27 protein-coding genes are annotated in these 24,310 nt (G+C 58.9%); 20 read left to right on the forward strand and 7 right to left on the reverse strand.

The genetic code is table 11. The features are described from left to right. Window positions 1-43 precede the first annotated feature (43 nt). From pdxA to KQ659_RS11820, 16 genes are all read left to right on the forward strand, one after another. Window positions 44-1,078: a 4-hydroxythreonine-4-phosphate dehydrogenase PdxA gene (pdxA, locus tag KQ659_RS11745; protein WP_216688626.1), complete on the forward strand. Its 1,035-nt coding sequence runs from the start codon at window positions 44-46 to the stop codon at window positions 1,076-1,078. A gap of 198 nt (window positions 1,079-1,276) precedes the next feature. Next, a complete protein-coding gene (locus tag KQ659_RS11750) occupies window positions 1,277-1,465 on the forward strand; it encodes a type II toxin-antitoxin system HigB family toxin (protein WP_317197780.1) in 189 nt (62 codons plus the stop codon). Next, window positions 1,462-1,830 (forward strand): helix-turn-helix domain-containing protein, encoded by a 369-nt coding sequence (locus KQ659_RS11755; protein WP_216688625.1) that lies wholly within the window; start codon window positions 1,462-1,464, stop codon window positions 1,828-1,830. Before KQ659_RS11750 ends, KQ659_RS11755 begins: the two co-directional genes overlap by 4 nt. 77 nt (window positions 1,831-1,907) lie before the next feature. Next, a complete protein-coding gene (locus tag KQ659_RS11760) occupies window positions 1,908-2,441 on the forward strand; it encodes a YceD family protein (protein ID WP_216688624.1) in 534 nt (177 codons plus the stop codon). 68 nt (window positions 2,442-2,509) lie between these two features. Continuing rightward, the gene (rpmF, locus tag KQ659_RS11765; RefSeq protein WP_168674306.1) at window positions 2,510-2,740 is read left to right on the forward strand and encodes a 50S ribosomal protein L32; all 231 of its coding nucleotides are present in this window, start codon (window positions 2,510-2,512) and stop codon (window positions 2,738-2,740) included. A gap of 118 nt (window positions 2,741-2,858) precedes the next feature. Further along, window positions 2,859-3,800: a phosphate acyltransferase PlsX gene (plsX, locus tag KQ659_RS11770; RefSeq protein ID WP_216688623.1), complete on the forward strand. Its 942-nt coding sequence runs from the start codon at window positions 2,859-2,861 to the stop codon at window positions 3,798-3,800. A 149-nt stretch (window positions 3,801-3,949) separates the two neighbouring features. Then, window positions 3,950-4,960, forward strand: a complete 1,011-nt coding sequence (locus tag KQ659_RS11775; protein WP_216688622.1) for a beta-ketoacyl-ACP synthase III — start codon at window positions 3,950-3,952, stop codon at window positions 4,958-4,960. Window positions 4,961-5,107: 147 nt separating this feature from the next. Next, on the forward strand, window positions 5,108-5,671 hold the full coding sequence (gene efp / locus KQ659_RS11780; RefSeq protein ID WP_216688621.1) for an elongation factor P: 564 nt from the start codon (window positions 5,108-5,110) through the stop codon (window positions 5,669-5,671). 93 nt (window positions 5,672-5,764) lie between these two features. Continuing rightward, window positions 5,765-6,220, forward strand: coding sequence for an acetyl-CoA carboxylase biotin carboxyl carrier protein (gene accB / locus KQ659_RS11785; RefSeq protein ID WP_216690677.1), 456 nt, complete (start codon window positions 5,765-5,767; stop codon window positions 6,218-6,220). Window positions 6,221-6,346: 126 nt separating this feature from the next. Beyond that, window positions 6,347-7,690 (forward strand): acetyl-CoA carboxylase biotin carboxylase subunit, encoded by a 1,344-nt coding sequence (gene accC / locus KQ659_RS11790; RefSeq protein WP_216688620.1) that lies wholly within the window; start codon window positions 6,347-6,349, stop codon window positions 7,688-7,690. A 99-nt stretch (window positions 7,691-7,789) separates the two neighbouring features. Beyond that, on the forward strand, window positions 7,790-8,017 hold the full coding sequence (locus KQ659_RS11795) for a hypothetical protein (protein WP_216688619.1): 228 nt from the start codon (window positions 7,790-7,792) through the stop codon (window positions 8,015-8,017). Continuing rightward, on the forward strand, window positions 8,017-8,388 hold the full coding sequence (locus KQ659_RS11800; protein ID WP_216688618.1) for a type II toxin-antitoxin system VapC family toxin: 372 nt from the start codon (window positions 8,017-8,019) through the stop codon (window positions 8,386-8,388). Before KQ659_RS11795 ends, KQ659_RS11800 begins: the two co-directional genes overlap by 1 nt. A gap of 8 nt (window positions 8,389-8,396) precedes the next feature. Beyond that, window positions 8,397-8,756: a hypothetical protein gene (locus tag KQ659_RS11805; RefSeq protein ID WP_216688617.1), complete on the forward strand. Its 360-nt coding sequence runs from the start codon at window positions 8,397-8,399 to the stop codon at window positions 8,754-8,756. A 75-nt stretch (window positions 8,757-8,831) separates the two neighbouring features. Further along, window positions 8,832-9,311 carry a hypothetical protein gene (locus tag KQ659_RS11810; RefSeq protein WP_216688616.1) on the forward strand — a complete coding sequence of 160 codons (480 nt, stop codon included), beginning with the start codon at window positions 8,832-8,834 and terminating at the stop codon, window positions 9,309-9,311. A gap of 170 nt (window positions 9,312-9,481) precedes the next feature. Then, complete coding sequence (locus tag KQ659_RS11815; RefSeq protein WP_216688615.1) at window positions 9,482-10,873, forward strand: dihydrolipoamide acetyltransferase family protein; 1,392 nt, start codon at window positions 9,482-9,484, stop codon at window positions 10,871-10,873. 146 nt (window positions 10,874-11,019) lie between these two features. Next, window positions 11,020-11,217 (forward strand): hypothetical protein, encoded by a 198-nt coding sequence (locus KQ659_RS11820; RefSeq protein ID WP_168674296.1) that lies wholly within the window; start codon window positions 11,020-11,022, stop codon window positions 11,215-11,217. 77 nt (window positions 11,218-11,294) lie between these two features. Here the strand turns inward: KQ659_RS11820 and KQ659_RS11825 are convergent, their stop codons facing one another. Continuing rightward, a complete protein-coding gene (locus KQ659_RS11825) occupies window positions 11,295-13,982 on the reverse strand; it encodes a valine--tRNA ligase (RefSeq protein ID WP_216688614.1) in 2,688 nt (895 codons plus the stop codon). 383 nt (window positions 13,983-14,365) lie between these two features. Here KQ659_RS11825 and KQ659_RS11830 point away from each other — a divergent pair, with 383 nt between their 5' ends. Beyond that, entirely contained in the window at window positions 14,366-15,280 is a 915-nt protein-coding gene (locus KQ659_RS11830) for a carbon-nitrogen hydrolase family protein (protein WP_216688613.1), read from the forward strand. 203 nt (window positions 15,281-15,483) lie between these two features. Continuing rightward, window positions 15,484-16,611 (forward strand): adenine nucleotide alpha hydrolase family protein, encoded by a 1,128-nt coding sequence (locus tag KQ659_RS11835; protein WP_216688612.1) that lies wholly within the window; start codon window positions 15,484-15,486, stop codon window positions 16,609-16,611. Window positions 16,612-16,690: 79 nt separating this feature from the next. On the opposite strand, the gene KQ659_RS11840 is transcribed toward KQ659_RS11835, so the two are convergent. Beyond that, complete coding sequence (locus tag KQ659_RS11840) at window positions 16,691-17,041, reverse strand: 4Fe-4S dicluster domain-containing protein (protein WP_216688611.1); 351 nt, start codon at window positions 17,039-17,041, stop codon at window positions 16,691-16,693. A 195-nt stretch (window positions 17,042-17,236) separates the two neighbouring features. Here KQ659_RS11840 and KQ659_RS11845 point away from each other — a divergent pair, with 195 nt between their 5' ends. Beyond that, the gene (locus KQ659_RS11845) at window positions 17,237-18,250 is read left to right on the forward strand and encodes an acyl-CoA reductase (RefSeq protein ID WP_216688610.1); all 1,014 of its coding nucleotides are present in this window, start codon (window positions 17,237-17,239) and stop codon (window positions 18,248-18,250) included. A 107-nt stretch (window positions 18,251-18,357) separates the two neighbouring features. Then, complete coding sequence (locus KQ659_RS11850) at window positions 18,358-18,582, forward strand: hypothetical protein (RefSeq protein ID WP_216688609.1); 225 nt, start codon at window positions 18,358-18,360, stop codon at window positions 18,580-18,582. A 162-nt stretch (window positions 18,583-18,744) separates the two neighbouring features. On the opposite strand, the gene KQ659_RS11855 is transcribed toward KQ659_RS11850, so the two are convergent. The 5 genes from KQ659_RS11855 to KQ659_RS11875 form a co-directional block, all read right to left on the reverse strand. Then, window positions 18,745-19,623 carry a nucleoside phosphorylase gene (locus KQ659_RS11855; RefSeq protein WP_216688608.1) on the reverse strand — a complete coding sequence of 293 codons (879 nt, stop codon included), beginning with the start codon at window positions 19,621-19,623 and terminating at the stop codon, window positions 18,745-18,747. 250 nt (window positions 19,624-19,873) lie between these two features. Beyond that, a complete protein-coding gene (gene trhO / locus KQ659_RS11860; protein ID WP_216688607.1) occupies window positions 19,874-20,815 on the reverse strand; it encodes an oxygen-dependent tRNA uridine(34) hydroxylase TrhO in 942 nt (313 codons plus the stop codon). A 96-nt stretch (window positions 20,816-20,911) separates the two neighbouring features. Continuing rightward, window positions 20,912-21,544, reverse strand: coding sequence for a NeuD/PglB/VioB family sugar acetyltransferase (locus tag KQ659_RS11865; RefSeq protein ID WP_216688606.1), 633 nt, complete (start codon window positions 21,542-21,544; stop codon window positions 20,912-20,914). 129 nt (window positions 21,545-21,673) lie between these two features. Continuing rightward, a complete protein-coding gene (locus KQ659_RS11870; RefSeq protein ID WP_216688605.1) occupies window positions 21,674-23,005 on the reverse strand; it encodes a hypothetical protein in 1,332 nt (443 codons plus the stop codon). Next, window positions 23,002-24,303: a DUF2851 family protein gene (locus KQ659_RS11875; protein WP_216688604.1), complete on the reverse strand. Its 1,302-nt coding sequence runs from the start codon at window positions 24,301-24,303 to the stop codon at window positions 23,002-23,004. The genes KQ659_RS11870 and KQ659_RS11875 overlap by 4 nt, the downstream gene beginning before the upstream one ends. Between the last annotated feature and the right edge of the window lie 7 nt (window positions 24,304-24,310).

Genomic DNA, 24,310 nt, shown 5'->3' on the forward strand with positions numbered 1-24,310 from the left:
CGAGATGCTTCGCTGCGCTCTGCATGACGTTCCTCTCATAGCAATGCCCCACAACCTTCCCCGCCTCGGCTTTTCCGTGGGCGACCTCGCCGGCATCGGCCCCGAAGTCATCTACAAAACCCTGCTCGATGAGCGCCTGCTCAAAATCTGCACGCCCGTCATCTACGGCACGGCTACGGCGCTGTTCGACGACTTCCCCACCCCCGCCGATTCCGAGCATCTTCAGTTTCGCCAGCTGCGCGACGTGGCCGACATCGCCCCTGGCCGTCTTAATGCCGTAACCTGCTGGGACGAAGATTTCGCCCTCGCGCCCGGCCAGCCCTCCCCCGCCACCGGTGCGGCCGCCCGAGAAAGCCTCCTCGCCGCCGCCCGCGACCTTAAGGCCGGCAAGCTCGACGGCATCGTGACGGCCCCCATCAGCAAGGACAACACCCAGGCCGACAACTTCCGCTACCCCGGCCACACCGAGTTTCTCACCAGCTTTTTCGAAGCTCCGGAAAGCCTCATGTTTCTGGTAGACGAGGATGTCGCCCTGCGCATTGCCACCGTCACCGGTCACATTCCGCTCAAGGACGTGCCCGCTAAGCTCACCGCCGAGCTGCTACGCACCAAAATCACGCTGCTGCTCAATTCACTCAAAAATGATTTTGGCATCCTCAAGCCGCGCATTGCCGTGCTCGGCCTAAACCCCCACGCCGGCGAAAACGGCCTGCTGGGCAAGGAGGAAGGCGAAACCGTTTCCCCCGTCATCCAGCAGTTCGCCCACGATGGCCACCTCGTATTCGGCCCCTTCCCGGCCGATGGCTTCTTCGGCACCCAGCAGTTCCGCCAGTTCGACGCCACCCTGGCCCTCTATCACGACCAGGGCCTGATTCCTTTCAAACTCATGGCCTTCGAGCGCGGCGTGAATTTCACCGCCGGATTAAACGTGGTACGCACCTCGCCCGACCACGGCACCGCCTACGGCCTGGCCGGCCAGTACAAGGCCGACGAATCGTCCTTCCGCGCCGCTGTGTACCTGGCCTGCGATATCTGGAAACAGCGGCGGGAAAATGCGGAGCCCCGTTCGGCAAGGTAGTTTCTTATCGGAAACGAAATTTTCTTTCTAATTTTGAAACGCGGCTGGCAACAGCCGCGTTTCTGGTTTCAATTCGTTCACGGTAATTATTAGCCGCGCCGTGCTGCGTGCTTTTGTACTTGCGCATCCCGATGCCGAAGCGGCTATAGAAGATGGTATCATCATGTACGAACCATTGAATGGGCTAACGGTGCCGCCGTGCGTCAATCGTTTCGCACTGCCGACCATGTGGGCAACGAGCGTTTCGTTTTCAATATCAAAGGCAACCGCTACCGCCTGATAGCCTCCATTTCTTTCACTACCCGAACCATTTACATCAAGTTCGTCGGCACGCATCGCCAATACGACGCTATTGATGCAGCCACCGTTGAATTCATAAAGCCATGATTATTAATACCGCCGAGGAATTACGCGAGGCTTTTCGCCGATATGATGCCTTGGAGGCCCAGGGCATCGATGCCCATCCCGAAATTCAGCCTGAGGCCCGGGCGCTGGCGGAAGCTATTGAGGAATATGAGATTCGGATGGAATGTTTCCCCCTTCCCCCCAAGCCCACCACCCTGCCGGCCATGATTGAGCTAAAGCGCCAGCAGCAGCACCTCAAGCAAAAGGAGCTGGCCGCCCTGCTTGAAGTGCCGCCCGGCCGCCTCTCCCAAATCCTGAGCGGCAAGCGCCGCGTGACCATGGACCTGGCCAAAAAACTCTACGAACGCCTGCACATCAGCCCCGAATTCATCCTCAAAACTGCCTGAACGACGGGGAAAATAGCCCGAACTTTTGGCAAAAAGCCGGATTTTCACTACTTTTGCCCCCTGCTATCCAGCCGACCGTGAAAAAAGAAAGCAAATACGACCTCAACTTAGCCAGACTGGCGCTGAAAACGCACCACTTTGAATTTGAGCTGGGTCCCGAATTCTTCGCCTTATTCGACCAGCCCCTGGTGGAGCAAGGCAATCTGCACGCCGACGTGGAGCTCATCAAGACCGAACGGCTGATGACGCTGAACTTCCACATCACCGGCACCGTGCAGCTCGCCTGCGACCGGAGCCTCGATGAATTCGACCAGCCGCTGGACATTGAGGAACAACTACTGGTGCGCTTCGGCGACGAGGCCAAAGAGCTGGACGACAACGTGCTGCAAATCACGCCCGAAACCCAAACCCTGCCCCTCGCTCAGCATCTCTACGACTACATTGGTCTGGCCCTGCCCATGAAGAAGCTGCACCCGCGCTTCCAGGACGAGGCCGACGAAAACCCCGACGCGCCGACCAAGCTCATCTTCAGCACCCGTCCTGCCGATGATGCGCCCGACGACGACGAGCCGGCCGACCCGCGCTGGGCCGCGCTGCGCAACCTGAATTAATCCGTCAGTGCCCCGAGTCGCTTCCCACTCGTTAACCGCAACTTCAATCCCCTAATTTCAACTAAACCATGGCACATCCTAAGCGCCGCACCTCCACCGCCGTTCGCGACAAGCGTCGTACCCACTACAAGCTGACCCCTAAGGCTGTGACCCTTTGCCCCAACACGGGCGAACTGCACCTGCGTCACAAGGCGTATGTGGTAGACGGCGACCTGTATCACAACGGCCAGCTGGCCATCAAAAACTACACGAAAACCAACGCTGCCCCCGCAGCCGACGTTGCCGAAGACGACGAATAGCGCGTTTGGTTGTTACTTCGCGGCACCACATGGTCCGGCTTCGCTCCTTTTTTAAGCCAGCGGGGCCGGATTTTTGGTACTTTTGCTTTCCGCTGACCTCCCTCCAAACACCTCTTTCATGAAAATAGCCCTCGACGCAATGGGCGGCGATTTCGCCCCCCAAGCCGCCGTGGCAGGTGCCCTTCTGGCTGCCGAGCAACTCGCCGGCCGGGCCACCATTGTCCTTATCGGCCAGGAAGACGCTGTGCGTCCCCTGCTTCAGGCTGCCGGCCCCGCTGGCACCGCGCTCGAGTTCGTTCCTGCTTCGCAGGTTATCGACATGGGTGAACACCCCGCCAAAGCCTTTCAGCAGAAGCAAGATTCGAGTATTGCCGTAGGCTACAAGATGCTTCTCGCGGGCACAGTCGACGCCTTCTGCTCGGCGGGCAACACGGGCGCAATGCTGGTTGGGGCCATGCTCACGGTGAAAGCCGTGCCCGGCGTAATTCGCCCCGCCATCGCCAACTTCGTTCCCAAACTAACGGGCCAATTCGGCATTCTGCTCGATGTAGGGGCCAACGCCGAATGCAAGCCCGAAATGCTGGAGCAGTTCGGCGAGCTCGGCTCGCTCTATGCGCAGTACGTGCTGGGCATTGCGCAGCCCAAGGTGGGCCTCGTGAATCTGGGTGAGGAAGAGGGCAAAGGCACACCCATCACCCAGGCCGCGCACCAGCTGCTGAAAGCCAACCCGCACATTCATTTTGTGGGCAATATCGAAGGCCGCGACATGTTCAACGAGAAGGCCGACGTGGTGGTATGCGACGGCTTCACGGGCAATATCCTGCTGAAAATGGCCGAATCCATCTATGAGATGATGGAGGAAAAGCACATTCACGACCCGTTCTTCGACAAATTCAACTACGAGGCCGTGGGCGGCTCGCCTATTTTGGGTATTAATGACAATGCCATCATCGGGCATGGGCGGAGCACACCTTTGGCCATCGGCAATATGCTGGTGCAGGGCTTCAATATGGCCGACTCCGGGATTGTTGACCAAATAAAGGCTACTTTTAAGTCCTAGCCCCGGCTCCCGGCGGTGAAAAACCTCCGGCTTCGGCCGGATTTTTTTTAGATGCTTGGGCGCTCATTGCCGGAGCGTTGGGTGGCCGTACCCGGCCGCGCCGCCGCCCGCATTCCTATTTTACGCTTGCCCCGCCTACTTTTGCCCGTATGAAGATTACTGCCGCCATCACTGGTGTGGGTTCTTATGTGCCCGACTATGTGCTAACCAATGCCGAGCTTGAAAAGCTGGTGGATACCAACGACGAGTGGATTATGTCGCGCACCGGCATCCGCGAGCGTCGCATTCTGAAGGGAGAAAACCAGGGTACTTCCGTGATGGGCGTCAAGGCAGTACAGCGATTGTTGGAGAAAACCGGCACCAACCCCGACGATGTGGAGCTGCTGATTTGCGCTACCACCACGCCCGACCTGCTGTTTCCGGCCACTGCCAACATTATCTCCAACGGTGTGGGTATCACCAAGGCCTTCAGCTTCGATATGAATGCGGCCTGCTCGACCTTTCTGTTTGCGCTGGCCACGGGCGCGCAATACATTCAGGCGGGCACGCACAAGAAGGTGATTGTGGTGGGAGCCGATAAGATGTCGGCCATCGTGGACTACACCGACCGCGCCAACTGCATCCTGTTTGGCGATGCGGCCGCTGCGGTACTGCTCGAACCCAGCACCGACGGCTTCGGCATTCTCGACCAGGTGCTGCGCACCGATGGCTCAGGCGAAGCCTACCTGCACCAGAAATCCGGCGGCAGCCGCCGCCCCCCAACGCACGCTACGATAGATGCCAAGGAGCACTACATCTACCAGGAGGGTGCCACGGTATTCAAATTTGCCGTGAAGAGCATGGCCGATGTGGCCGCCCAGGTAATGGAGCGCAACCACCTCAGCAAGGACGACGTGGCTTTTCTGGTACCCCACCAGGCCAATAAGCGCATCATCGACGCCACGGCCAACCGCATGGGCGTGGGGCCGGAGAAGGTAATGCTCAACATTGACCGCTACGGCAACACCACCAACGCCACCATTCCGCTGTGCCTGTCAGACTACGAAAGCCAACTGCGCCGCGGCGACAACCTGATTCTTGCAGCCTTCGGCGGCGGCTTCACCTGGGGCTCCATTTACATTAAATGGGCGTATGATGGCGATAAGGTAGCCAGTGTATAGCTGTTAGCTAATGGATATTAGCTGTTAGCTTTGTCCCTCATTTGGATTTCCGGTTGTTCAATAGCCAATGGCTTTTACCCAACCGCTCTCAAAAACACCCACAAAAAGGCTAATAGCTAACGACTATCAGCTAAAAGCTTAAAAACCATGGCATCAACCGCCGACTTCCGCAACGGGCTCGTGCTCAATTACAACAACGAGCTGCACGTCATCACCGAGTTTCAGCACGTGAAGCCCGGCAAAGGCCCCGCCTTTGTGCGCACCAAGATGCGCAACATCAAAACCGGTCGCACCATCGACAACACCTTCAACGCTGGGGTGAAAGTGGAAACCGCCCGCGTGGAGCAGCGCCCGCACCAGTTTCTGTACAAGGACGACTACGGTTACAACTTCATGGATAACAGCACCTTCGAGCAGATAGTATTGCAAGAGGCGCTGGTGCCTTTCGCCGACATCATGAAGGAAGGCCAGGAGGTAACCATCCTCATGCACGCCGAAACCGAGCAGCCCCTCACGGCCGAGCTGCCCACTACCGTTGACCTGGTGGTGACGTACACCGAGCCCGGCCTGCGTGGCGACACCGCCACCAACACCCTGAAGCCCGCCACGGTAGAAACCGGTGCCCGCATCCAGGTGCCGCTGTTTGTTGATGTGGACACCAAAATCCGCATCAAGACCAGCGACTACAGCTACGTTGAGCGCGTGAAGTAACCTCAAGCCGTGCGTTGCTGGCTGTTGGCCAGCAACGCACGGCCAATAGCTATCCATATGTCAAATTCGCCCAAAAAGGAAAAGGACGCTGCCATGAAAGCCAAAGAACTACAGGAACTGCTCGATTTTATCGCTAAATCGGGTTTGAACAAGGTCAACATCGAAACCGAAGAATTTAAAATCTCGGTGCAGCGCGACCCCAATACCAAGCACATGACGACCATTGCCGCCCCGATGGCCCATGCCCCGGCCCCGGCAGCCGCTCCGGCCGCCGCTCCCGCCTCGGCAGCTGCTACCGAAGCGCCCGCCGGCAACTACAAGCCGTTGAAGGCTCCCATGATTGGCACGTTCTACCGCAGCAACGGCCCCGATTCGCCGGCATTCGTGCAAGTGGGCGATATGGTGGAGAAGGGCCAGGTTATCTGCATCATTGAGGCGATGAAGCTGTTTAATGAGATTGAAGCCGAGGAAAGCGGCCGCATCGTGAAGGCGCTGGTGGACAATGCCACGCCCGTAGAATACGACCAGCCGCTGTTCCTGATTGAGTAGTTAACTGGCACTTTCGTAGGGGCGGGGCTTGCCCCCGCCCGCTGTTGCACCATGCCGTTGTGGCGGCGCAAACGGCGGGCGGGGACAGGCCCCGCCCCTACTGAACTTTTACCTCATCCCACCCCCATGTTCAAGAAAATACTCATCGCTAACCGGGGCGAAATTGCCCTGCGCATTATCCGTACCTGCAAGGAAATGGGCATCAAAACGGTGGCCGTGTACTCGACTGCCGATAAGGAAAGCCTGCACGTAAAGTTTGCCGATGAAGCCGTGTGTATCGGCCCGCCCGCCTCGGCCCTCTCCTACCTGAGCATGCCCAACCTGATTGCGGCAGCCGAAATCACCAACGCCGACGCCATTCACCCCGGCTATGGCTTTCTGTCGGAGAATGCGGAATTCTCGCGCATCTGCGCCGAGAATGGCATCAAGTTCATCGGGGCCTCGCCCGAGATGATTAACCAGATGGGCGACAAGGCCACGGCCAAAGCGACCATGATTAAGGCCGGCGTGCCGGTGGTACCGGGCTCGGTGGGCCTGCTCGAATCGGTGGAGCAGGGCAAGAAGCTGGCGAACAAAATCAAGTACCCCGTTATCATCAAGGCCACGGCCGGCGGCGGTGGGCGCGGCATGCGCATCATTCATGGCGACGACGAATTCCAGAAAGCCTGGGACGATGCGCGTACGGAATCGAAGGCGGCATTCGGCAACGATGGCATGTATCTCGAGAAGTACGTGGTACAGCCCCGCCACATTGAGGTGCAGATTGTGGGCGACCAGTTCGGGCACGTAGCGCACCTTTCGGAGCGAGACTGCAGCATCCAGCGCCGCCACCAGAAACTGGTGGAGGAAGCTCCTTCGCCGTTTATGACGGATGCGCTGCGTGAGAAAATGGGCAAGGCAGCCATTACCGGCGCGGCGGCCATTGGCTACGAGGGCGTGGGCACGATTGAGTTTCTGGTGGATGCCAACCGGGATTTCTACTTCATGGAGATGAACACCCGCATTCAGGTGGAACACCCGGTGACGGAGGAAATCATCAACTACGACCTCATCAAGGAGCAAATCAAAGTAGCGGCGGGCATCCCGATTTCGGGTAAGAACTACTATCCCAAGATGCACGCCATGGAGTGCCGCATCAACGCCGAGGACCCGCGCAACAATTTCCGCCCGGCTCCCGGCAAAATCACGACCCTGCACATTCCCGGCGGCCACGGCGTGCGCGTCGATACGCACGTGTATGCGGGCTACACCATCCCGCCCAACTACGATTCGATGATTGCCAAGCTCATTACCGTAGCGCAGACCCGGGAGGAGTGCATCGTAAAAATGAAGCGCGCCCTGAGCGAGTTTGTGGTGGAAGGCGTGAAAACGACCATCCCCTTTCACCTGGCGCTGATGGATAACGAGAACTTTAAAGCCGGTAATTTCACGACGGCCTTCCTGGATTCGTTCGATTTCTCGACGATTTAAGCTTTCAGTTTAACTAACAAAAAAGGGCCAGCTTCTTCACTGGCCTTTTTTTGCGCCCCGCCCGAACGGCAACCTGACCTGGTATGTTATCTTACCACTATGAAATACACCATTCAGCTTGACGATGAGCAGCAATACCTGCGCTTGCTGCAACTGGCCCAGGCGCTGGGCATGGGTGCGACAATACCGGTTACTCCGATGTCGGATGAGGAGCGGCAACACCACTTGCGCATCGTCGCGAAAGGGGGCAGCGGCGTCAGCATCACCGACCCGGTAACGTGGCAGCGCGAAGTCAGGGCCGACCGCCCACTGCCGGGCCGCGACTAATGGCCTACTTGCTCGACAGCAACCTGCTGGTTTATTCGGCGATGGAAGCCCACAAGTTTCTACGCCCGCTGGCGCTGAATACGCAGAATTTTGTTTCGGCTATTTCCAAAGTTGAAACACTGGGCTTTCACAAGCTGGAAGCGGCTGATGAAGTCTATTTCAATTCGCTGTTTGCGCTTGTTACTCTTTTGCCCGTCACACCCAATATCATCGAAACGGCGATTCTCTTGCGACAGCAACGGCGCATATCGCTGGGTGATTCGTTGATTGCGGCAACAGCTATAGAATTTGATTTGACACTGGCCACGCGCAACGTGTCCGATTTTATTTCAATTTCAAAGCTGACCGTTTACGACCCTTTTCAATCCTGATTTAACGCATGGTTTATTCCTATCGGCAAATACTAGCCTGTCTGGCACTTTCTCTCGCCCTCACCTCCTGTGCCGATTCCTGCAACGGCAGCATCGAAACCACGGTGCTTTTTGCCAAGCCGGGGCCGAAAGGCATGGGCCGCAATATCTACGTGGATGTGGTGAACAAACCGGGTTTGGGCATCAAAAAAACCCTGATGTACGAGGGCAAGGAATTCGGCACGTTCGAACACGTTGTCATCATCAACGACCCTACCAGCCGCTTTGCGTCGAACCGCAGCATCTGCTTCTCGAAGTTTGAGAAAAACGCGGCGGAAACGGGCGGGGATTTGACGGAAGAAGGGCTGCCGGAAATCACGGTGGAATAAGCCCCGCCCATGCAACCCGCTACGGTGGCCACGAGTCCTGAATGAGAATTGTGGCCACTTTTGCTTTCTACCCTGATGCGTTTTACCGGCGGGCTGCTGGCTGCTGCTACTTACCCTGCTTTGGTTCGGAACAGTCCAGAAGACTTCCCTCTCACTTGCGCCACTTTAATGCGTGTCATTTTTCTATTAAACTTTCTGGCCGTTTTTCCTTTCGGAAGCGCACTCGCGCAAGCATCCCCGAAGCCGGAACTTGGCTCGGCACAATCGTTTCATCTAAGGCCGGCAAGGACTGGTATAGCGCTCGACACGACGGGCTGGCGGTTTATAACCCGGCCGGTTGCGGACGCAGTGGATGATAATTCGGGGGAGGTGCGCTTTAAGATTGTGATTGATAGCGAGGGCGTAATTGAATCGGTGCTCCCGGTCAGCAGCACGGTTTCGGCCAGGCAGGAAGCGCTTTGCCGGCAGGTGTTGCTGCGGTGCCGGTTCGAGCATATTGGGACAAAACCGGGCGGGGCAGTTGGGTATTACACCTTTAAATTCATGGTCAGGTGATACAGTTGATGGTCGTTTCGGGTTTGTTCCGAAGGTGTTAGCAGCGTTAAAAGCCATTATCCGACACCCTTAACGCGCCCGTGCAGCGGGGGCGTTCGGCTTTCTGGCTACCTTTGCGGCACGAAAATCCCACCCCACCCTCACTTACCCCAAAATATCCCTCCTTACCTATGGCACGAGTGGAAATGACGATGCCCAAGATGGGCGAAAGCATCATGGAAGGCACCGTCCTGAAGTGGCTCAAACAAGTTGGCGACTCCATTGAGCAGGACGAATCAGTGCTGGAAGTAGCCACCGACAAGGTTGATACCGAAGTACCCGCCATCTACGCCGGTGTGCTGACGGAGATTCTGGTGCAGGAAGGCCAGGTTGTGGCCGTAGGCGCGCCCATCGCCGTGATGGAAACCGATGCCGCCGCTGCTGGTGCCGCTGCCCCAGTCAGTGCCCCGGCCGCTCCGCAGGCTGCTCCTGCTCCTTCAAGCAACGGCAGCGCCGTGCCATATCTGCCCGAGCCGCACGACCCGCAGGCTGCCCAGACTGCCGCCAGCGCCGAACACCAGCCCGGCCGCTTCCTTTCGCCGTTGGTCCTGAGCATTGCCCGCGAAGAAGGCGTGAGCATGACGGACCTGGAGTATCTGCCCGGCACCGGCAAAGAGAACCGCGTGACTAAGAAGGATATTCTCGATTACGTGGCCGCCGGCAAGCCTTCGCTGACCGGAACGGCCGCTGCTAATACTTCGGTGCAGGCTCCGGCCGTAGCTCCGCAGCCGCAAGTAGCCCCGGCAACCCCAGCGCCGGCCCCGGTTGCTTCGGCACCCTCGGCCAGCGTTAAGCCGGTGCCCAGCGTGAGCGGTGGCCAGGAGCTGATTGAAATGGACCGTATGCGCAAGATGATTGCGCAGCGCATGGTGGATTCGGTGCGCATTTCGCCCCACGTCACCAGCTTCGTGGAGGCCGACGTGACCAATGTTGTGAACTGGCGCAACAAGCACAAGGACGCCTACAAGAAGCGCGAGGGCGAAAACCTGACGTTCACGCCTATCTTTATCCAAGCTGTGGCCCGCGCCATCCAGGATTTCCCGCTGATTAACGTGTCGATTGATGGCGACTACATCATCAAGAAGCGCGACATCAACATTGGCGTAGCCGTGGCCCTGCCCAGTGGCAACCTGATTGTACCGGTTATTCACAACGCCGACCAGCTCAACCTTAATGGCCTGAGCAAAAAGCTGAACGACCTGGCCGCTCGTGCCCGCATCAACAAGCTGACGCCCGCCGACCTCGAAGGCGGCACTTACACGCTCAGCAACGTGGGCTCGTTTGGCAACGTGATGGGCACGCCCATCATCATGCAGCCGCAGGTGGCCATTATGGCAGTGGGCGCCATCAAGAAGAAGCCGGCCGTGATTGAGACGCCGCAGGGCGACCTCATCGGTATCCGCCACTTCATGTTCCTGAGCCACAGCTACGACCACCGCGTGGTGGACGGTTCACTCGGCGGCATGTTTGTGCGCAAGGTGGCCGATTACCTGGAGCAGTTCGACCCGAACACGGCGATTTAGCGCATTTCTGAATTATATAGAACGTCATGCTGAGCGCAGCCGAAGCATCTCGCGTGCAATAGTAATTCAATCGACAGGATTTACTACTACATGCGAGATGCTTCGGCTGCGCTCAGCATGACGTTCTGTTTTACCCCTTTATTTTGATGAAAAACCTTGTTTTCCTCGGGGCGCTGGTACTGGCGCTGGGCCTCATCGGTTATTTATACCAGCAGCTTTCAGCCAGCGAAAAAGCCCTGCAACTAGCTGAAAAGCGCTTTGCCGACTGCGAAAAAGTCACGTTTCAGCTCCAGAACCAACTCGCTCCGCTGCAGAAAAAGCAGACGGGCGGCATCCCGCAGTAAGGTGCCCTTAGCTAAGTAAAAAAAGCCCGCCTCCTAAATCAGAAAGCGGGCTTTTTTGCATCAAATCGAATTTGACATTATAGTCCTTTCAATGCCTGCTCCAGCGCGGCGATTTTGGCTTCGGCATCGGCCAGTTTCTGGCGCTCCTTTTCCAGCACTTCGGGCTTGGCATTCTGGGCGAACTTCTCGTTGCCGAGCTTTTTCTGCACCGAGTCGCGGAAGCCCTGGGCGTATTCCAGCTCTTTTTCGAGGCGGGTGCGCTCGGCGGCTAGGTCAATATGGCCTTCGAGCGGGATGAAGAACTCGCCGGTACCGAGCACAAAGCTCACCGAGGCGGCGGGGCCGGCATCGGCGAAGCTCACTTCCATGATGCTGCCCAGCTTGCGAATGATGCCGTCGTAATCGGTCACCAGTTGCGGGTCGTCGGTTTTGGCGACCAGCGTGAGGGGCTTGTTGGGGCCGAGATTCTTCTGGTTGCGCACGGCCCGGATGCCGGCCACGATGGCCAGGGCCTTATCCATGCTGGTCAGGGTTTCGGCGCCGTTAGCGGGGGCAGTGGCGCGGGGCCAGGGGGCCACGGTTACGTAGTCGCGGGGGCCGCGCTCGGCCAACTCGTGCCACAGCTCTTCGGTGATGAAGGGCATGAAGGGGTGCAGCAGTTTGAGCAGCGTTTCGAGGTAGGCCGTGGTGTGGCGCAGGCTTTCGGCGTCGATGGGATGCTGGTAGGCGGGCTTCACCATTTCCAGGTACAGGGCGCAGAAATCGTCCCACACCAGCTTATAAATGGTCATGAGCGCATCCGACATCCGGAACTTCTCGAAATGGTCGTCCATCTCGACAATGGCGGCCTGCAGCCGGGCGTTGAACCAGGTCACGGCCTTCTCATTCACGAAGGGCAGCGAGGCATCGGCTTCCCATCCTTTCACGAGGCGGAAGGCGTTCCAGAGCTTGTTGCTGAAGTTACGGCCCTGTTCCACCAGCTTCACGTCGTAGAGCAGGTCGTTGCCGGCCGGGGCCGAGAACAGCATGCCGGTGCGTACGCCGTCGGCCCCGTACTGGGCGATGAGGTCGAGCGGGTCGGGCGAGTTGCCGAGCTGCTTGCTCATCTTGCGGCCCTGCGCGTCGCGCACGATGCCGGTGAGGTACACGTTTTTAAACGGCACTTCCTGGCGGTATTCGATGCCGGCCATAATCATGCGGGCCACCCAGAAAAACAGGATGTCCGGCCCCGTAACCAGGTCATTGGTCGGGTAGAAATAGTTGATATCGGCGTTGTCGGGGTCTTTGAAGCCGTCAAACACTGAAATGGGCCATAGCCACGACGAGAACCAGGTATCGAGCACGTCCTCGTCCTGGCGCAGGTCGCTCAGCTGCAGGTCGGCCCTGCCGGTCTGGGCAATGGCCTGCTGCAAGGCATCCTCGGCGGTGAGGGCGACTACGAAGGTGCCATCGGGTAGGTAGTAGGCCGGAATCTGCTGGCCCCACCAGAGCTGGCGCGAGATGCACCAGTCGCGCACGTTCTCCATCCAGGCCCGGTACATGTTCTTGAACTTGGGCGGATGCAGGCGCACGGTATCGTTTTCCACGGCGTCGAGCGCGGGCTTGGCCATGTGCTCCATTTTCATGAACCACTGCAGGCTGAGCTTGGGCTCAATCACAGCCTTGGTGCGCTCCGAGGTTTGCACGATGCTGGCGTATTCTTCGATTTTCTCGAGCAGGCCAGCTTCCTGCAAATCCTTGGCAATCTGCCTACGCACGGCGAACCGGTCCTGCCCCACGTAGAGAATGGCCTTCTCGTTCAGCGTGCCGTTATCGGCCAGAATATCGATGACCGGCAGGTTATGCTTCACGCCCAGCTCGTAGTCGTTCAGGTCGTGAGCAGGCGTCACTTTTAGCGCACCGGTACCGAAGTCGATGGAAACGTACTCATCGAAAATTACCGGGATTTCGCGGCCCAGCAGCGGAATGCGCAGCTTAGCACCGGCCAGGTGGCTGAAGCGCGGGTCGTTCGGATTCACGGCCACGGCCACGTCGGCCATAATCGTTTCGGGGCGCGAGGTGGCCACCAGAATATAGCTGTTAGCTGCTAGCTGTTGGCTGTTAGCTTCGTCCGAAGAGGAGCTAACAGCTAACGGCTGAAAGCTATCAGCTAAATAATATTTCAGGTAATACATTTTGGCCTGCACGTCCTTGGCAATCACCTCTTCGTCGGAGATGGCGGTGCGTCCTTCGGGGTCCCAGTTCACCATGCGCACGCCGCGGTAAATCAGGCCTTTATTATAAAGGTCGACGAATACACGGAGCACGGCGTCCGTCAAATCCGGCTCCATGGTGAAGCGCGTACGGTCCCAGTCGCAGGAGGCGCCAAGCTGCTTGAGCTGCTCCAGAATAATGCCGCCGTACTTGTCCTTCCATTGGAATGCGTGGGCCAGGAATTCCTCGCGGGTAAGGTCGGTTTTGCTGATGCCCTGCTCCTTGAGCAAGGCCACTACCTTAGCCTCGGTAGCGATGCTGGCGTGGTCGGTGCCGGGCACCCAGCAAGCTTCCTTGCCCTGCATGCGGGCGCGGCGCACCAGCACGTCCTGAATCGTATTGTTGAGCATGTGACCCATGTGGAGCACGCCCGTCACGTTTGGCGGCGGGATAACAACGGTGTAGGGCTGCTTTTTAGGGTTGGGTTTGGCTTTGAAAAAGCCCTGCTCCTGCCAGCGTTGGTACCATTTGGCTTCAACGTCGGTGGGCGAGTAGGTGGTGGCGAGCGACATGGGGATTTGTGCGAGTAGCAGAAGCAACAAAAATAGGCATTAGAACTGCGGCAAAACAGGTCGTTCGGCCCCAATCACCGCACGATGTGGTCGGAGGTCCGAACGACTTCACCTAATCTACATAAATTTCAGGGCTGGCAACCGACTGATATCGCTACTGCTATCCTCCATGAAGCCTTGCCAAAGGCTATTACGCGTTATCTTATTCATTCTGTATTTCAATAATATACATTATTTATAATATTATTATTGTTAAAAAATACCAGTATTCAAACCTATTGAATATCTGCTTTTTGGAACGCCGTAGACAGTATTCGGGGCTTAAAGTTTAATCCGCTGTTTGTACCTTCCGAATGATTCGGTCTGCTTCTCCGTAATAATTCATGGCTTCGCTCTTTTCTTTTCGCAAACCTGCACCTCCGGCTCCTGTATTGCCCGAAGTGCAGGCCCCGATTGGCACGCTGCGCATTGGCCTGGGGCAATTGCTGGTAGAAGGCGGCGAGCCTGCACGCAACCTCGCCCGGGCCGTGGAGCAGATTGCCCAGGCAGCCGCCCAGCAGTGCGAGCTGGTGTTGTTGCCGGAAACCCTGGATTTTGCCTGGACGCACCCCAGCGCCCTCTACGAGGCCCAGCCCATTCCCGGCCTGTACAGCGACATGCTGTGCGAGGCGGCGGCCCGCCACCAGATTTACGTGTGCGCCGGCCTCACCGAGCGCGCGGCCGATGGCCGCAACTTCAACGCGGCAATCCTCATCGACCCGCAGGGCAATATCATCGTCAAATACCACAAGATAAACCTCTTGGACATCGAGCAGCCCTACTACGCCGTGGGCCAGACGCTGAATGTAGTGGATACACCACTGGGTAAAATCGGGGTAAATATCTGCGCCGATAACTACCTCGACGGGTTGCCCATTGGCCACACCCTGGCGCGCATGGGAGCCGAATTCATTATTGCACCGGCATCGTGGACGGTGGACTACTCCATCACCGAGGAGAACGACCCCTACCAGGAAAAATGGGTAAAGCCTTTTTCAATCCTTGCTCAGCTCTACAACGTAGTGGTAGTGAGCGTTACCTCCGTCGGCTACATCGTGGGCGGGCCCTATGAGGGCAAGAAAAGTGTGGGCTGCTCGCTGGCCGTTGATGCCCACGGCGTGCGGGCGCAGGGGGCCTTCAATGAGTTTGCCGGCCAGCTGGTTGTGGCCGACCTCGCCCGGCCGCATCGCCCGGAGCGCGGCACCGATATCGGCCTGATGCTTCAGCGCAAAGGCTACCGCTTCGACCAGCTGCCGTAAACGTATTATTTCCTTTCGTAATCCTTCCCTTCCATTTAACTACCAACCACCTCTAGTGCCCCACAATCTGCCCTTGCTGCCCACCCCAATTTCTTTATGCAGCCCCTTTATCTCCACCGCCATTGCTAACTCAATTACGCTCTCCAACTTCCCAGACTGCAACAAATTCACCGGCTGATTATCAGCAGTGTATCCGGTGCGTAATGGACACTACCGCGCCGGGAATCACGTTTGACTCGGAGGGCACCTGCTCCTTCTGTGACGTCCACGACCGGATGGAAACGGCCTTTCCGCTCGGCAAAATCGGCCGCGAAACGGTGCGGCAGCAGGCCAATGAAATGCGCCGGGCCGGCCGTAACCGCCGCTACGACTGCGTGGTGGGCCTGAGCGGCGGCCGCGACAGCACCTATACCCTCTGGTACTGCGTCACCCAACTCAAGCTGCGCCCGCTGGCAGTGCATTTCAACGACGGCTTTGGCAACCCCGTGGCCGGCGAAAATATGGCACGCACCTGCCAGCGCCTGGGCGTGGAGCTGCGCACCATCACATCGGACTGGCGCGAGTCGAAAGACCTGAAAATCGCCTTTTTGAAGGCTTCGGTGCCCGATATGGAGGAAGGTACCGACCTGGGTATTGCCACGGCCCTGTATGGGGTGGCGGCCAAAGAAGGCATTCAGCACCTGATTATCGGTCAGTCATTCCGGACCGAGGGCATTGCCCCGCTCAGCTGGAATTTTCTGGATGGCCGCTACCTGCGGGCCGTGCACAAGCAGTTTGGCACGGTGCCGCTGCGGCGCTGGCAGCCCGCCGACCCGGGCTTTAATCTGGGCGTCAAAGAGATGTTTTACTATGCCTTCGTGCGGCGCATCAAGACCATAACGCTATTGTATCACCTTGACTATGTGCGCACTGAAGTTGACGAAATACTGGTGCGCGAGCTGGCCTGGAAAAGCCCCGGCGCGCATTATTCCGACGACCTTTACCAAAGCCTGATTTACTACCTCAACCGCATCAAGTTCAATATCGACCGGCGGCTGTTCAATTATTCGGCACTGGTGCGTTCGGGTCAGATGAGCCGCGAGGTGGCACTACACCGCATTTCCAGCGTCAATTCCATCGAAGACGAATCGATTATTTCGCTCTGCATCAAGCGCTTGGGCCTAACGCGGGCCGAGTTCGAGGCCATTGTGGCCGCTCCGGTGAAAACCTTTCACGACTACCCCAATAATTACGCGTTGCTGAAGCTGCTGCGCGGCCCCATTAAGCTCATGAGCCGGTTGAACCTGATTCCCGAATCGGCTTACGATAAATACTTTAACTGCGGCACCTGAGCCAGGAGCTCAAAAAGGAAGGCCGGTTCATGAGTAGGAGCCGGCCTTCCTTTTTGAGCAATAGCTACCCGCCTTTTGGCTAGGCAGCGATGTGCAGCCACTCTTTCTTTTCGAGCAGGCGCTCGCGGGTTTCGCGGTAGTCGGGGTCGTCCACGCAGCAATCGACGGGGCACACGGCGGCGCACTGCGGCTCCTCGTGGAAGCCCACGCACTCGGTGCATTTATCCGATACGATATAGTAGTACTCGTCTGAAACCGGGATTTGCGGGGCGGTGCCCCCTACTACGGTGCCATCGGGGGCGGCCACTTCCTTCAGCGAGGTGCCATCGGCCCAGCGCCACTGCGCGCCGCCTTCGTAAATAGCGTTGTTGGGGCATTCCGGCTCGCAGGCACCACAATTGATGCACTCGTCGGTTATCATGATGGCCATGGGGCGTCGGGGTTCGGGAGGTGAAGTGAGGAAACCAAAGCAGAACGAGGGGGCTTTACGTAAAACGCCCGCCCCGCGCCGTTCTTTGAGCCTGCAAAATTAACCAACAACGACGGGGTTTGCACAGTTTCAGCCAATTTTGCCGGGTAATCTTCCGCGCGCGTCCATTTGTGGCCTGCGCCCTCCTCTTTTCTTATGAATCATTCCGAACGCTTAGCGGCTTTTGTGGCCCTCGGCCAGCGCCTCACCTCCCTCAATTCTGACGAACTGACCGCACTGGCGGCCCGCGCCCGCAACCAGAACGCCTGGTTCGACCGGTCCAACGTGACGGCTGCCGTAGCCGGCATTGCGCACCTGCTGGCCGAAGCGCCGCTGCGCCACTGGGCCGCCCGCTACCCCACCGAGCCCACCACCGTGCGCCAGGTGGGCGTGGTGATGGCCGGTAATATTCCCATGGTGGGCTTCCACGACCTGCTGTGCGTGCTGCTCAGCGGCCATGTGCTGCTGGCCAAGCTCAGCGCCGACGACACGACTCTGATGACCTGGCTGATGGAAGAGCTGGTGAACATCGAGCCCCGCTTTGCGGACTTTATGAAAGTGCTGCCGCGCCTGAACGCAGCCGATGCCTTCATCGCCACCGGCTCGGATAATACGGCCCGCTACTTTGAATTTTATTTTGGCCAGCGGCCGCACCTCATTCGCCGCAACCGGACTAGCGTGGCCGTGCTCACGGGCCAGGAAACCAGCGCGGAGCTGGCCCTGCTGGGACCCGATATTTTCCAGTACTACGGCCTGGGCTGCCGCAATGTGAGCAAGCTGTTCGTGCCCGAAAGCTACGACTTTGTGCCCCTGCTCGATGCGCTGCATGGCTTTGAGACCATTCTGCATCATCATAAATACAACAACAACTACGACTACAACAAGAGCATTCTGCTGGTGAATGCCGTGCCGCACTACGACACGGGTTTCCTGCTGCTCACGCGCAGCGCGGCGCTGGTATCGCCCATTTCGGTGGTGCATTACACCGAGTATGCCAGCGAAATCGACCTGGTGGACCAGCTCACCGACGTGGCAACCCAGACGCAGTGCGTGGTATCGGCCAGCGGGCGGTTTGCAGGCAGCGTGCCGTTTGGCAAGGCCCAGGCTCCGGGCGTAGAGGAGTATGCCGACCGCGTGGACACCATGGAATTTCTGGCGCAGCTAACTTAGAGATTTCATCTAACCATCAGACACCGGCGGGTAGTTTATCATTTGCATAGAGCAAGGGCGGCATTTTGCGTACCTCTCCTCAACCCATTCGCTTTTCATTTACCGTCATGTCTTTCACCTATTCCGCTGATACTGTTGAAATTGTTGAGAAGGAAGAAATAGCCGATATGAACTTCGGCCCGGCCGACGTACTGCCCACCGAAGCCGACCGTCAGCGCCGCCGCGCCGATGCCGACCGCCCCGTGACACTGGGCAATACCTACCACGGCAAGCTCGACATCTATTTCCAGACCACTGACGGGGCTACCAAGCGCGTGGGCACCACCATCTAGGCCGCCGATGCGGAGCATCTCACGCTGAAATCGGGCGCTTCGCTGCCGTTGCGCGCCGTACTTGGGTTTGATTTTTATTAGCCTATAAGAGAGCTAGAAAAACGGTCATGCTGAGCGTAGCCGAAGCATGACCGTGCTTGTTTATTCTGGCTGGTTTCGCGCTTACTGTGCTACCAAGTGCTGGAGCGTGCGCTCAATCATGGCATCAACCACGGCACCGGCGTTTTCGGCGAATTCGCCGGTGGCGCGGTTGGCCACAATGGCGTTCAACGACAATACTTCGTGGCCCAGCAGGCGGCCCAGGGAATAATAGCCGGCCGTTTCCATCTCGAAGTTGCTGAGGCGGAATTCGCCTTCGCTGCTCTGGTGGCGGAAGTTCTGCAGGCGGGAGATGTAGTCGGGCTGGCGCAGGGGCAGGCGCAGGCTGCGGCCCTGCGGACCGTAGAAGCCGGGGCAGGTGAGCGTGTTGCCCATCGTCATGCCGGCCCCCAGCTGCTCGCGGAGCAAGTCGGAGCCGCGCACTACATAGGGCGCAAACGGCAGGCCCAGTGAGCGCTGCAGCTCGGTGGCTATTTCGGTTTCAAGGCCGGTTTCCATCAGCGGGTAAAACTGCATGAGGCTGTCGAGGCCCACGGCGTGCTCGGTGGCCAGCATCGTGCCGATGGGCACATCGGCCTGCAAGCTGCCGCTGGTACCCAGCCGGATGATGCGCAGGCTCAGCCGCTCCTCCACGGGGCGCACCTCGCGGGCCATGAAGTCGATGTTAACCAACGCATCAAGCTCGTTCATCACGATGTCGATGTTATCGGTGCCCATGCCGGTGCTGAGTACCGTGAGGCGCTTGCCGCGGTAGTAGCCTACGTGGGTCACGAACTCGCGGTGCGTGGTTTCAAACTCTATCGAATCGAAATGCCGGCTCACCTGGGCCACCCGCGCCGGGTCGCCCACGGTGAGGATGGTATCGGAAATGTGGTCGGGCAGCAGGTTGAGGTGGTAAATGCTCCCGTCGGGGTTGAGGATGAGTTCGGAGGAGGGAATCATAGGAAGGAATTAAAAATGAAGAATTAAAAATTAACAATGGAGTTGTTAAGAAAGTCACAAAAGGTACTCAAACGGTCATGCAGCGCGCAGCGAAGCATCTTGCTCGCATCGTTGAACGGACCTGACGATGCAAGCAAGATGCTTCGCTGCGCGCTGCATGACCGTTCGGGGACTTTCTAAACAGCTTCAATCAAAGCTGTCGGGGCACAAGGCTGTGGCCGGGCATTTTTAATTCTTAATTTTTAATTCCTCACTTAGCGTAGGAGGCCAGGCCCTGGGCGGGGTTATAGTGGTTACTGAGCTTGGGGTAGGTACCGGTACCATCGTATACGCGCTTGTCGGGGTGCTGGGCGCAGGCTTCGGAGCAGGCCCCTTGCAGGTTATTGCCGCAGGCTTCGCAGAGCGGCAGGTGGGCGTTGCAGTGCGGATTGGCGCAGTTGATGAGGCGGGCGCTGGGCTGCTGGCAGTGGTGGCAGCGCGAAATCACGGTAGGGTTCACGCGGTTCACATCCACGGCCACGCGGTTGTCGAACACGTAGCACTGGCCGTCGAAATCCTCGCCCCCGGCCTCGATGCCGTATTTGATGATGCCGCCATGCAGCTGGTACACGTTCTCAAAACCCTGCTCCAAGAGGTAGGCGCTGGCTTTTTCGCACTTCACGCCGCCGGTGCAATACGTCAGAATTTTCTTGTCCTTGAATTCCTTGAGGCGCTCGACGCGGTCGGGGAAATCGCGGAAATTCTCAATATCCAGCGTCACGGCATTTTTGAAGCGGCCGAGGTTGTACTCGTAGTCTGAGCGTACGTCGACCACTACCACGTCGTCGCGGTCCTTGAGGGCCTTGAATTCTGCGGGCGAAAGGTGCTGGCCGGTTTTCTCGTGGGGCCGCACGTGGTGCAGGCTGCTGTGCACGATTTCGGACTTCACCCGCACGTGCAGCTTCTGGAAGGTGTGGGCTTCCACCTCGTCAATCTTAAACTCCAGCGCGGTAAAGCGCGGGTCGGCTTTCACGGCCGTCATGTAGGCCGCGCAGCTTTCGTACGTGCCCGATACCGTGCCGTTCAGCCCCTCGGCTGCCACGATGATGCGCCCGCGCAAATCCAGCGCCAAGCACAAGCGGTGGTGCTCGTCGCGGAACTGCTCGGGGTTGTCGAGCGGGGTGTAGCAGTAATAAAGAAGAGCCTGATACATTTTGAGTTATGAGTTAAAAGTTATGAGTTCAGAGTTGTGGCCAGGAGAAACGCCAGGGAACGAGCGAAAAATCCTAACTCTGAACTCATAACTCCTTTAGACTTTCACCGCCGGGTTGCCGAATACCGTTTGGCCGTTGGCCACGTCGGCCACTACAACGGAGCCAGCGCCAACACGGGCCTTGTCGCCGATTTTTACGCCAGCTACCACTACCGCACCGGCCCCGATGAAGGCTTGTTCGCCCACTTTCACATCGGCCCCGAGCAGGGCACCGCTGCCCAGCTGGGCGTAGTCGCCCACGGTGGCGCGGGCCTCTACTACGGCGTTGGCCCCCACCAGGCAGCCATCGCCGAGGGTGGCAGTGGCGGCTACCACGGCGTTGGGGCCAATGTAGTTGCCGTGGCCCAGCGTGGCGTGGTTCGAAACACTGGCCCGCTCGTGAATGGCATTTACGGGCACGGCTTCGTACTCGGTGCGCAGCATTTGGGTGAGGCTGCGGCGGCTTGCGGTGTCTTCGGTGGCCACAAAAACTTCGCACTTTTTACCCAGCAGCTTCAGCAGCTCGCCGTCGTCGGTGTTGCCCATTACGGGCACGTCGAGCAGCTCTGTGCCTTGCAGCTTCTTATCGTCGTCGAGCATGCAATACACGACCACGTCGTTGGAGAGAAAGGCGTCGAGGGCGGCGGTGCCCACGGTTTGGGCACCAAGAATGATAACGGGATTTTCCATGGAGGGAATTCGGATGAAAGTGGCCCGGCCCGCCGGCCGCAAATTGCGCCGCTGCCAGGCCCGGCCGTGCAAAGGTACGGCACGCGCCGCAGGGGTAATTCCGGCAGGATGCCAAGGCTGAACCAACGGTTATATATCCCGAAAACCCAGCCGGCGCAGGGCCGCTGCCGCGTAGTCGTTTTGCAGCAGCAGCAGCACCAGATACGGCATCAGGTCGCTGCGGTAGCGATGCAGCGAGCCCAGGTTGGGCGTAGTCAGCCCCATCAGAGCGGCCAGCACCAGGCAGAAAATCACCAGCCCCAGCCCCAATACAAACGGCAAACGGCCCGCCCGACCCCGCACCGCGCTCACGGCCGCAGCTACCAACAGAACCAGCAGGAGTAGGTTTTCGGCGCCAGCGGCGGCCAGCCGTGGTTCGCGGGTTTCACCCAGGTAAGGGCGCGTCAGGGTATTGGCTACCGCCTGCGGGGCATAGCTCAGCACGCTTTCCAGCGTGGGGCGCAAGTCTGAGTACTCGAAATGGGGCCGTCCCACCAGGTTGGGCAGGAAGGAGGTGTACACGCGCACCACTTGGTTGGTGAATTTATTCACGCTAAAGGCCACGCTCATCTGCTGAGCCAGCCACAGGCCGGAGCTCAGCACCGCCAGCAGCGCCACAGCCTGTGCCCAGCGGGGCCGCGCCAGCCCGTGCAGCTGCAGCCCTCGCACCAGCGCAATGCCCACCAGCACGGCCAGCAGCGGCGCGGCAAAAAAGTAGCGCATTTTGAAGTGGACAAATGCCAGTACTCCAACTGCCAGCCACCAGCCGGCCCGGCCCCACCAGGTGGAGGACGTTCGGGCTTCGGGATTTCCGTACAACCGCTCCAGCACAAGGGCCGTTAGCCACGCCCCGCTGCCTACCAGCAAGGATTCCTTGCTCAGGCCCGTAGCCCAGAACCACACCGACGGCCACAACAAAAAGGCCACCGCACCCGCCCCGGCCGGAGTATTCGGGAATACCCGGGCCAGCACCCGCACCAGCTGCCAGCTGCTTACGAAGGCAAACAAGCTCAGATACAAGCCATTCAGCCAGCCAATTCCGCCCGACGCCAGGTTCAAAAACGCCAGTATTTTAATAAAAAACCAGGTATTGGAAAGCCCTTGATAGACGGCTGTGTAATCATTAATACGAATAGGAGTCGCAATATGAATGAGCGTAACGGCCTGCGTGAGCGTTTGCCACGCCTGGCCCGGATGCTCCCATAGCTGCGCCGTGATGGGCTTGCTCAGGTCGCTCATGAACTCAGCATCGAGCTGCAAATGCCAGTTCCGCGCCAGGCCCACGGCCACGCGCACGCCCAGACCCACCACCAGGGCGGCCCGCCACCAGCCCGCCGGGGCCTCGCGCCACTGCCGCAGCAGCCACGGCAATAGCCCGGCCAGCAGGGCCGCATTAAGCAAAATGGCCAGCGCTACTTTCACCGTGCTACGCGGGGTTGTTGCACCAGCCGGCTACCAATGGAGCAGTGCAGGCAGCGGCGCGGCGCGCAATAATTCTTGTGCAGCGCCAGCAGTCCCTGCGAGTCGGCGGCCGTGCGGTGCGCGAAGCCCAGGGCCTCGTACACATCGGTGTACTGGTTGTGCTCGGCCGGCAGCTCCGACAGCAGGGCCACGCTGCTTTCGACCAGCGCGGGCTGGCCTACATACCGGGCATAGGCCACGCGCAGCGGAACTACTACATTGGTAATGAGCAAGTCGATGCTACTTTTGCCCAGGCCCGGCACCTTGCCCGGCCGGCCGGGCCGGAAGTGCGCTCGCCAGTATGCCGGCGCGGGAGCCTGAAAAAACTCCGCCAGCGCGGCCACGCTATGGGCCGTGAGCAAGGCATCGAACAAGGCCGGGCGGGCGTGGAGCAAGCCCGCCAGCTGGCCCAGCCGCACGGGCGGAAAGTTGGCCGGTCGCAGGCGCAAGTAGTTCCATTCGTGCACGGCCAGCGCGGCGTCGGCCAGGCTGTATTTATGCCGCAGAAACTCGTATTCCTGCCTCAGGTCCCGGATGTATTCATCGGTAGTAGTCTCCTCATTTTCAACCAGAAATCCAGCCTGTCCGAATAACAGGGCTTCGAGCTGGCGCTGGTCGTGGCGGTGGCGGCGCAGCACGCTTAGCGGCAGGGCTTTGGCGAGGCGGGCCAGCGGCTCGCTGTTTTTTTGAAAGCCGAAGGCGGCCATCAGCGCGTGGTAGGCGGTGGCTTCCCAGTCCTGCCCGAGGTGCTGGTGCAGCGCCATCACGTCGTCGGCCTTGCGCTCCACGCGTTCAAGCAGGGCGCGCTCGGCCATCATCGTGCGGGTTATTTCGGGCACCAGATTCAGCAACGGGGCGCAGGGCAAGGGCGCGGCGGCGGGCGCATCCACCAGGGCCTGGTAGCGGGCCAGCAGCTCGGGGGCGAGGCGGCTTTGCAGGGCCAGCGCGGGAATCAGGCTGCCGTTGGTACGGGCCACGTCGGCATCGTGCTGGCCCACTACGTGCAGAATCACCTGGTCGTATTTGGGGTCGGTCTGGTGCTGGTGGCGGGCCCAGTCGGAGGCGCGGAGGTGAATTTCCACGGCCCCGTTCCACTCCACTTCGCCGAGGCGCAGGCGGGCGTTCAGGAAATCAGGGCCGGCGTCGGCATTGCGGTGGCCGGGTTTCAGCACCTGAATTTCTTCGCCTTCGGCCGTGCGCAGGTCGGCCTTATCAAAATACTGGTTCTGCCAGACGTAATGGAGGAAATCTTCTTTCATAACTTGC

Source organism: Hymenobacter siberiensis, from assembly GCF_018967865.2.
Classification (GTDB): Bacteria; Bacteroidota; Bacteroidia; order Cytophagales; family Hymenobacteraceae; genus Hymenobacter; species Hymenobacter siberiensis.